Source organism: Microcoleus sp. N9_A1, assembly GCF_036701795.1.
GTDB lineage: Bacteria > Cyanobacteriota > Cyanobacteriia > Cyanobacteriales > Microcoleaceae > Microcoleus.
Genome location: NZ_JAUBRI010000011.1, coordinates 74,626 through 84,889, shown reverse-complemented (window position 1 = coordinate 84,889; position 10,264 = coordinate 74,626). Strand labels below are relative to the sequence as shown.

The following is a 10,264-nucleotide window of genomic DNA, read 5'->3' as shown; positions in this document are numbered from 1 at the left end:
TTGGTGCGGGAGTGGCACTTGTTACAGGTGCGGGAGTTGGTGCGGGTGCGGGTGCGGGAGTTGGTGCGGGTGCGGGAGTTGGTGCGGGCGCTGGAGTTGGTGCGGGTGCGGGAGTTGGTGCGGGTGCGGGAGTTGGTGCGGGCGCTGGAGTTGGTGCCGGCGCTGGAGTTGGTGCCGGCGATGGCTTGGGATCTGGAACAGATATAATTCCAATCCGCTCTACATCCTGTTTGTATGTATAAAGATAACTATTAGTAGGAGAAATCATTGACTCCGCTGTCGCATTTCCCCTGCTAATAGCAGCAGCAGTTCCATTAATTGCTGAATTACCAACAATAAAAGGTGTCAGTCCATTACCGCCGTGACGGATCAGAATTGTACCACCGATATCGCCAGCACCTCCCGCAGTAGAAATGCTAGCAGTAACGCCATTTCTATCTAAAAAAGAGTTGACAGCCCGAAAAAACTTTTCAGTCCAAACATAGACATTTCCACCTTTCCCATTACCAGTGCTCTGAGCATTAATTTGATTCAGAGTAATATTGCCACCAGCATTCAAAGTGACATTGCCGCCATCACTAGCCGAACTTGAATTCAGATTATCGGCTTGAATTTCTCCTTTATCGCTTGTGAGTGTAATTCCCGCCGCTGAAGTGATATTTTGGGCAGTAATATTATTTGTTGCCCTGATATTTAGAGCAGCAGGAGTCTTAGGGATGTCGTCTTGAATATTGACGCTGTTGAGCGGAGTGATATTGCCAACAGCACCGTTAAACTGAACAATTCCCGCCTCTGGCTTCACAGTGAGATTGTATGGCCCGTTAATTGTAGAATTAAAATTAATGCCACCTGTCCCTTTAACGCTTACTAAGACATCCCCTGTCAGAGAAATCGCACCATTGAAGTTAATATCGTTATTTTTGGTAGCGATATTCCCATTATTAATACTGATGTTGTTGCTGGCGCTAAAAGTCAGTGCGCCACCATTTCCGCTGCCAGTTGCAGTAGCATTGACAACGCTTGTGGCTATGCTACCAGCAGGGCTAGCCACAGTAATATTCCCGCCGTTACCATTCGCAGAAGGAGCGAGCAAAGCACCTTGGCTAGTATCAATATTCCCGCCGCTGCTAGTGACGCTAATGCTACCGCTGTTTGCATTGAAACCAGTTACAATGATAGCGATATCCGATGTACTAATATCGCTGGCAGCTTTGACATTGATACTGCCGCCGCTATTACCGCCAAGAGAGTTTAGAATTCCAGCAGTGGTATTAACAACGCCTCCACTCTGGAGAATAATATCTCCACCGTTTAGTTGACCCTGTGCATTAACATTATTTGTGGTAATATTGTCAGCAGCTTGAAATGTAATTATTCCCCCATTTCCTTGCAGGCTTTGGGATAGAACTTCATCGGCAATAGTATTAATGGCTCTACCGGAAGTAAAATTAATATTCCCACCATTGCCAACAGATTTAGTTGTGACAACCCCAGTAGTAATATTGCCTGCTGGTGCATTGAGCGTTATATTACCCCCAAAACCAGTAAGATTGCCAGCCTGTAAAGCTCCTGTGGTGGTTTGAATATTCCCCGTAGTGCTAAGGAAGTTAATATTTCCACCCAGGGGAATTGCTGTTCTTGAAACAACTATTACGTTGCCAGTTAAAATGTCTTTAGCTGCCTCAAATCGAATATTGCCAGCAGAACCGTTTCCATCAATAAAAGCTATAGAATTCAATCCACCTGTTGTGGTATTGATAGTACCATTTAGGCTAGTGAATATAATGTCTCCAGCTCGTCCAGTACCATTATCTACGCGAGTAATTACATCACCTGTAAAAATATTTTGATCTGCGGTAAAAATAATATTGCCAGAATTGCCACCCGTAAAATTCGCAGACCTAATTTCAGAACTCCTAGTATCGATCGAACCTGTTTTACTCGTAAATTGTAGTCTTCCCCCTGTTGCAGTATTTGAAGAACCCGTAGCAGATACAAAAGAATTAAGAATAAGAATATTCCCAGCAGCAGTCAGAGTAATATTCCCGAAAATATTTGTGCCGCCAGTGTTAAGATAACCACTATTCTCAATAGAGCCTCCTTGACTGGTAAGCGTAATATTTCCGCCATTTCCCTCACCTGAACCGGCCGCAATCCCCGTCGTCATAATGTTACCAGCAGCCTGGAGTTGAATCTCTCCGCCGTTACCACTACTTCCTGTTGATTCCAACGACCCAATATTAATTGTACCGTTTTGGCTGGCGATCGTGATCTTTCCCCCACTTGTACCATTAGCAAGTATGGAGATGGCGGAGATGTCACCAGTTGCTTCAAGGGTAACATTACCCGCTAACATTGAGATCGGCGTTAACGACGAGTCTGTTGTAGATAGGTGGCCGACTGTGAGGTTTCCACCCAACGCTTGTAACGTAATTGCTCCTCCTTGTGTCTGAATAGTATCATTGGTATCTACAAATGTGATTCCGCCTGCTGTTGAAGAGATTCTCAGACTACCAGAAGTCAAAGGTAAGGCAACTAAATCCGCTTTACCAGATACCACCCCAGTGATATTGTTAATAGTGATATTTCCTGTTGCTTCTAAAACAACATTGGCATTAGCACCTTGGGCGCTAATTTGCCCCCAGCTAACAGTATTAGCACCAATGTTAGCATCACCAGCTAAAATTTGGCTGTCCGGCTGTAAGCTGGGAATGTCCTGAGCTCCATTCCCTGCTACTTCATCTACAATAGTCAAAGTGGCTGGATCAAGCAACAAAGTGCCAAAACTGCCATTCGATGCCGAAGTATTTACATTACCTCGAAATATTAAAGTTTCCTTGCCAGATACCTCAACAAAGCCGCCGTTACCAGAATTACTGCCGCCGCGAGAACTAATATTACCCAAAAAACCTGTCACTTCATCCGCCCAAACAATGACGCGACCACCATCACCATTTATAATACCATCAGCATTAATGGTTGAATCCTTGCTCACAAATGTCCGCAGCGCATTTGGCACAGTACCTTGACCTTTGTAATCACCGCCAAGCCGTACATTCCCACCGCCATTTATCCCGGAAGCGTTGATATTCGCATTGATTAAACCCACGCGCGAACCCAACACATTTATACTCCCTCCCTTATCCCCAGACACATCAATATTACCAGCAACAATTGCAGTTCCTGGCTCAGTTGGCACTATTGCCCCCGTACCAATCAACTGTACAGTTCCATCATTATTTACTGTCACCCCCGTTGCACTTCCCCCGCCGCCCGCCAACAACTGCGGCAAAGATGCAACTGGTAACACCCAACTTTGAGGCAAACTCCCGGCTACAGATTGCGGCTGAATCTCCAAACTCAACAGATTTCCCGGTTGACTAATTCTGACTAAACTCTCGCCGGGAACCGCCGCAACAATAATATTTCCTCCCGGTGCAGAAAGTTGTCCCGTACTCAAAACCGTGCCGCCCAATAAAGTTAAATTTTGCCCTTCTCCCACGGCCAAGTTGCCTAAATTGACAATTCCTCCCGGCTGTGTATTTGTGAAAGCAAAACTATTAGGATTTCCGACTAATAAAGCATAATTATTATTACCAGCCGCGCTAAACCAGTTATTGCCAAAACCGAGGCCCGTCGCAGTAGTCGCGGTGAAAGCAGCAGGCACGTTCAAACTAGAATTTGCACCGAAAACAATCCCCGCCGGATTCATTAAAAATAAATTAGAATTGCCGCCCGTTATTTGAATTAATCCGTTAATTAACGAAGCATCGCCGCCGACAACTCGCCCTAAAATATTGCGGATATTGGGATTTGATATAAAATTAGCAGTTTGTCCTTGAGTTAAACCAAATTGCTGGAAACTGTGAAATAGATTTGCACCGTCGCCGGATTGTTGGCCGCCATTAATATTGAATTGGTTGCCGCTGGGAGTAATTTGAGTATTCGTGCCGTCGGTTGCGGGGGTGATTTGGGCTGTGGCTGTTTGGGATGGGGTGAAAAGTCCTATTTGCCAAGTTGCTAAGGTCGTGAATGAGAGGAAGGTTAGGAAAAAGCGGGGTTTTTTGTGTGTTGATTTCATGGTTTTGTTAGTAGATGATATCTCGTACACTCTGATAATTGCGAAAGTCCGCCAGCGCCCTCTGACAGTCCCAAAGTCCGTCAATCCGCCAGGGAATGAATTCCCTGGCTAATAGCGAAAGTCCTCTGAAGAGGACTGTAGAAAAAGTTTAATGTCAGTCCACTTCAGTGGACTTTTGCTTTGAGGCAGGGAATTCATTCCCTGCCGGAATTAACGTCACATCCCGCGAGTCCGCCAGGGGTTTCAACCCCTGGCTAATAGCGAAAGTCCTTTGAAGAGGACTGTAGAAAAAAGTTTGATATCAGTCCACTTTAGTGGACTTTTGCTTTGAGGCAGGGAATGAATTCCCTGCCGGAATTAACGTCACAATTCCTGCCGGAATTAACGTCACAGCCCGTTACTATTTCCTGTCTTCCCTCCTTTGCAAATCTCGCAATTGTTTATCAATCTTTTCCGCCATTGGCAAATCTCCCAAAGTTGTATATCCATCTTTTGCCATTCGCAAATATTTCATAGCTTCCAGATTATTTCTCATTGCTGAATGAACTTGTCCCAATCCGTATCTAGCGGCTGTCAACTCCTCAATATCGTCAGTTTTCGCCGTATTAATCACCTTGGAATAGTAGACTTCAGCCTGGGGAACCAGTTGTAGCTTTTCCAGATACAGATCGCCCAAGGCTCGATTAATTGGCGGTGTTTCCCCTCCTGTTTCTTGTAACTTTTCTAAAATGTCTCTTGCTTCTGCAATCAAGCTTGTGTTAAGATAAACGCTAGAAATTGCTAATTTTTTAGCGCTTTCATTCGGTACTTGTTTGTCGATCGCCCCAACCGCATCCTTAACGGCCTCAACTTGCTTCTCATCCAGCAAGCTAAACTCGATATCTCCCTCTCCGACAGCATTCTCTGAAGAAACGCCCGTATTCGCCTCGACAATCAATCTGTACTTAACACCCGGTTTCAGCGCCGGTTCCCCCGGATAGACAGCCTCAGTACCGCTAACAGTCATTTCCCAGTTTAATTTCGCTCCATTTTCCCGGAGGCTCAACTTATAGCTAGTAGCGCCAGCAACCGGATTCCACCGCAAAATTGGCTTGCTGTCAAGCAATTTCGTGCGCCTCGGACTGATTATATAAGGAATTGGCGCGCTATTCCAGGTAATTTTATCATCGCCGCGATCGGGACATCTAATTAAGCTTTCGCTACAATCAGATTTTTTGTTGGCTAACAAACAGCTATTTAATTGATTTTCAGAAGGTGCGATCGACTTAATTCCCAAATCAGCACATTGGATCGTAACTTGTCCGTTTTGTGCTGTTCGCAATTTGTCTCCCGGATAAATCGGCGTACCGCTGGTAGGGCGAACAATTAGGCCGTTTTGGCGCTCGATCGCAACTTCCCCGCTAGTATGGATAATTAGTCCGTTGGATATTCGGTTGCTGGCTGCTAGTGCGGTAGTTGCGATCGAACTTAAACCGATAATAATTGCCATCCTGGTTTTCATTTGATATTTCCTTTTGCTTGTAAACGTTGGTGGGCAATTTCCATACATTCATCTTGTTTCGGCACGCGGTAATTAGAATATTTAAGCGCCTGATTCCAAGCTTCTAAGGCTGCTTGCGGCTTACCTTTGATTTCGAGAACCTGTGCTAAAAGACATTGAGCTTCTGGGCTGTCGCCTCTGAATCCTATTGCTATTCTCAAATCTGCTTCAGCAGCGTCATATCGCTTTTGTGTCAACCGCACCCAGCCGCGATTTTTAAAACAAGCGGCTTTTACTCCGTCGTATTCAGTATTTTCTAAACAAGCGGCGACAAACTTTAAAGCTTCTTGAGGTTGATTGTCGATAATGAGCGATCGAGATATTTGAGCATTCGCCTCAGCAGAACCCCGCCGCGCGGCCTCCTTCATTGCTTTTTCGGCGTATTCTTTTTCATTCAATCTCTCGTACAAATCGGCTAAATTATAGTAAGAACCAGCATAATTTAGATTGAATAAATTTGCTAATTGGTAGCATTTTTCGGCAATAAATAGTTGACCATTTTTGTGATTTATTCTACCAATTTCATTGGCAACACGGGCTAAGATCGGGCCCATTAATATATAGCCGATCGCCAAAACAGCTAAACTAATGCTTGTACGCTGCATAAGTTTAGTTGAAACAGTAAATTGGGGGCGGTTTGGGCGATCGGCCGCACCATCCGCTGCTGAAATCAAAGGTTTAGTTGCGCCTCTTCGCGGTAACGTTAATTCCTCAAAATTTGGATGCTGACATAGCACCGGAATCCCGCTAGCGCCCGGAAATTGAGATTCCCAGTGCAGCAAATCATCCTTAGCTTTTCGCATTGCCAAAAACAAAGGTTCTCCATCCGCCAGATATCCGAACAAAGACTTCACAAAATCGTGAGCAATTTGGTCGGGAATTGGTGCGCGCATTACAATTATTGACGGCAAAGGATAATTCTGGGCCACCAAATCCGCTGCTAATCCCAAACTCGAACAAGAATTAAAGATTAGCAATTGCAACCCTTTAAAACTCGCTCGCTTTACACCTATTTTTAAATCATTTACTGTAACAGTATTGTTGGCAGCATTTTGATTTATGTGCAGCCGTCCGTTAGTAGCATTATTGTCGCTATCGCCGTGTCCTGCAAAAAAGAAAATTTGCCAGCCTTTTTCATCAAACAGTTGTTCGTTAAACTCTTCCGGCGTCGGGTTATCTAAAAATTCTAATTGGCAGCGATCGCCCAAACTTTGTGCGATACTTTTAGTATCTTTTTTAACATCTATGCCTTTACTATTACCTAAAACGCATAAAATTCTGCCCCTAGAAGGTAGATATATTCCTGCTTGAGTTTCCTGCTGATGTGGTATTGTATACTCTGACGGACTGCGGATGATTTCACTGTTGCGGTACACTTCCCGAAAGTTCCACACATCCCAAGGCAACTCGCAAATCTCAGAATTATCGCACTCTAGAAATATTTGAATGTATTCAGATGTATTGCCGATTTGCGTCCTGAGATTTACCTCAATTTTTCGGTAAAATTCGTCAGCATTCAGCCATTTTTGCATTTCTTCTTTCAACCCTTCATAGATAGCGCGAGGATTGTTTTCCGAAACATAAGCTGTGCTTGTAGGCTTGATTTTTATCCGAGAATTGCTTCTGCTAGATTGGAACCCGGAACAACAAACTTTCCATCTTCTTTGCAGTACCTCAAGGTCTGGTACTGGTGGCAAGCTTCCTTTGAATTGAATATTGATAGGTCTTGCTTGGTTTTTCAACTTTGCCGTGACGTGAGGAAAGCCTTCTTGAAGAGTTCCAGACCCTAAAGCCAATATGACAGTCCAAGTCATAAATTTGCTGCGGTAAGAGTAATTAGAGAATCATACCATAAAAGTTTCTGTTATGCTCAAATCGTCGATCGCCAGTCGAATACCAAAACATTCTCCGGGTTCTACGTAAAATTCCAGTGAAATGCACTGATGTTGAACAGTAGATTCAAGTTCCTGTAAAATTTCTCCAGCATCAGATATTAGCGACAGTTTAAGGTGACGCGGCAAATAACGATCGCCAATCGCCGGATGCAATTGCACGTGAACTCTGAGAGTGCGATCGTCATCTTCGGCAATCGCTACCAACAAAGCAATAATTGTTGAACCCAAACGCATTCCCAAATCAATCAACTTTCCCCGCGTGACATCAGCTTCGGGAAACCTATTGATATTACTTCTAAGCCCGTGCGAAACGGATTCTGTACCGGAATTTCCACCTCCTCTAAATACAAAACTTGGGTTATCGTCAGGAAAAATCAGGTCTTCTAAATTTTGTTTACCTTGCTCGATTTTCTGCCAACCTGTTTCTGCAACATTCTGCAACCAATTGCCTAAATTAGATTTGACCGGATTTTCAATTTCAGTCGGTTCAGTCTCCGGTTGCGGATCGAATATCGATTCAACAGACAGCCAATCCGATGTAAATATATTCTCCAACCACTGACGCAGATCGACTTGAGATTCATGTATTTGTTCCAGATGAATCAAAAATTCATCCAGGGAATGCAAATCGCTCAATACTAACTCACCCGTTGTCGCAGTCGGAGAAAAGCCCAGCAATCTTGCTTCTTTTTCTTCTTCATCAATTTCGACCGCAATATAACCGATGCGTTCATCCCTAGCTTCAGTGGGAACGCGACACATTTCCGGCAAATCTGCCGCAGAATTTTCATTGTCATTTTGTACGTTGTGATGAACTTTTCTAATTGGGATGCACTCAATTTTACCCAATCCTTTGATATACAAATCTGCGACATTTTCAAACAAGCGAATCACTGGATTCCAGCTATCGCATTGACTCAAGTCAGTTTCAATATCTAACAATTTTAAATAATCGCCAACTACCAACACTGCCAAAGTGTTGATATAAATTTGTTCCACCTTTTGCGGATGATTGTGTTCGGAAGCAAATTGCGATGCTAGACGAATTGCCTTTTGGGTAATTGGCATTGGTAATGATTGGATTCCGGTACTATTGTTTTTCATTTGCCTAGTTGAACTCCCTGTATGATTAATAGCCATGATGTTTGCCAAATTTTTCCAACAAACGAGGACGACATTTGTTTTTCCAAAACCCGTAGATTGTCTGATAAGCGCAGCCATATTCTGCGGTCATTTGCGTAATATTTTTACCAGACAACAAATTTCTCAAGATAACTTGACAAGTTAGATCCTTCCGTCCTCGAATGTGTGCGTTTAATATGCCATCAGGATTAGTCTCGATCCAGTTTTTAACGGTTTCAAAGTATTGGATACATTCAATAATATGACTGTCATCCTCAGCGGGTATCTCTTCGATTCTATCTCTCCGCGTTCCGTCTTCTGAAAATTGTTCTCGATCGCATCTCCTGCTATTTTCTCTATCTACCCTCACAACCCAATTTTGCAGCCGTCGCTTGAAATAATAATTGAACCAAGTCATCGGGTTACTGCGAGTAGGATCGTACTGACGGCCCGTGCGGGATTCGCACAAATTGCTACAGAAAAACACCCACTGTTCTGCTAGAGCATCTTCATAGTAAGGTACTTTTTCCTTCCAGATCAGACCGGAGTTTGTCATTTTAGTAACAAGCTGACTCAATAAACGTTTCTGCTTCCAAGGGTTCGATGTTTCCTGGCGAATTTGGGTGACAAGGATGTCGAGCTCTTGATATAGAATTTGTCGATCGCATGGGTGGTCTTCCCCCTGGGAGGGGTTGTACTCATCATTCATAGTTCAGTGCGGCCGCAACTTTGTTCCTACATTTACTTATCAGGGTTAGCTGGGAAATTTTATGTGAAATTCTGAAAGTTTTTTGCGGCAGATGGTTGAAAGTCCTGCTGTGCGGTGGATTTGGCTGTAAAATTGGATGTAAATTTTTGTTAAGACTAGCGCATCGGAACTAAAGAAACCGGGTTTTTCAAGAACAGGCTCTCCGGCCTGTTCCACAAAAATGCAATTAATTTTTTGTGGGGTGGGCTCGCGAACAGGCTCTCCGGCCTGTTCCACAAAAATGCAATTAATTTTTTGTGGGCCGTTTCTCCTAGCCCGCCTATGAAAGCCTTATTCACGCATCAAAATCAAAGAAACCGGGTTTTTGGGGTTTTTGCCATTTGTAACGAGTATTATCCGAAAAAACCCGGTTTCTGACCACCCGTGCGTAAGTTCGATCGCCCCCAAAACCCGAAAACACGGATTATTCCGTACTTTCACCCAGTGTTTGCAAAACTTTACCAAAAAAATTGAGAGTTTTGCATAAAAACACTGAGTTCACCCTGATAGATAAATAGGAAGAACAAACAGGCCTGACGGGGCGATCGCCCTTAAATCCCGAAAACACGGATTATTCCGTACTTCCACCCAGTGTTTGCAAAACTTTACCAAAAAACTTGAGAGTTTTGCATAAAACCACTGAGTTCACCCTGATAGATAAATAGGAAGAACAAACAGGCTTTAGGGGCGATCGATTGGTATCAACTTAAGTCTGAAAACCTTGAAAACTCTGGTTTATAGCCGAGTCTAGATCCCCCTAAATCCCCCTTAAGAAGGGGGACTTTGACTGCACTCTTGTCCCCCCCCTTCTTAAGGGGGGGCTGGGGGGATCGATGTTTCAAGTAAGATCGATCGCCCTTAAATCCCGAAAACACCAG

5 protein-coding genes are annotated in these 10,264 nt (G+C 43.9%); all 5 read right to left on the bottom strand.

The annotated features are described in order from the left end of the window. On the bottom strand, positions 1-4,081 hold a 4,081-nt coding region (locus QUA58_RS07590; protein ID WP_333393533.1), incomplete at its 3' end, for a two-partner secretion domain-containing protein. Positions 4,082-4,481: 400 nt separating this feature from the next. After that, entirely contained in the window at positions 4,482-5,582 is a 1,101-nt protein-coding gene (locus tag QUA58_RS07585) for a hypothetical protein (protein ID WP_333393531.1), read from the bottom strand. Further along, complete coding sequence (locus tag QUA58_RS07580) at positions 5,579-7,435, bottom strand: CHAT domain-containing protein (RefSeq protein ID WP_333247633.1); 1,857 nt, start codon at positions 7,433-7,435, stop codon at positions 5,579-5,581. Before QUA58_RS07580 ends, QUA58_RS07585 begins: the two co-directional genes overlap by 4 nt. Positions 7,436-7,465: 30 nt before the next feature. After that, positions 7,466-8,584 (bottom strand): DUF1822 family protein, encoded by a 1,119-nt coding sequence (locus QUA58_RS07575; RefSeq protein ID WP_333247631.1) that lies wholly within the window; start codon positions 8,582-8,584, stop codon positions 7,466-7,468. Between the two features lie 61 nt (positions 8,585-8,645). Then, positions 8,646-9,347, bottom strand: a complete 702-nt coding sequence (locus tag QUA58_RS07570; RefSeq protein ID WP_333247630.1) for a hypothetical protein — start codon at positions 9,345-9,347, stop codon at positions 8,646-8,648. Positions 9,348-10,264: the final 917 nt, after the last annotated feature.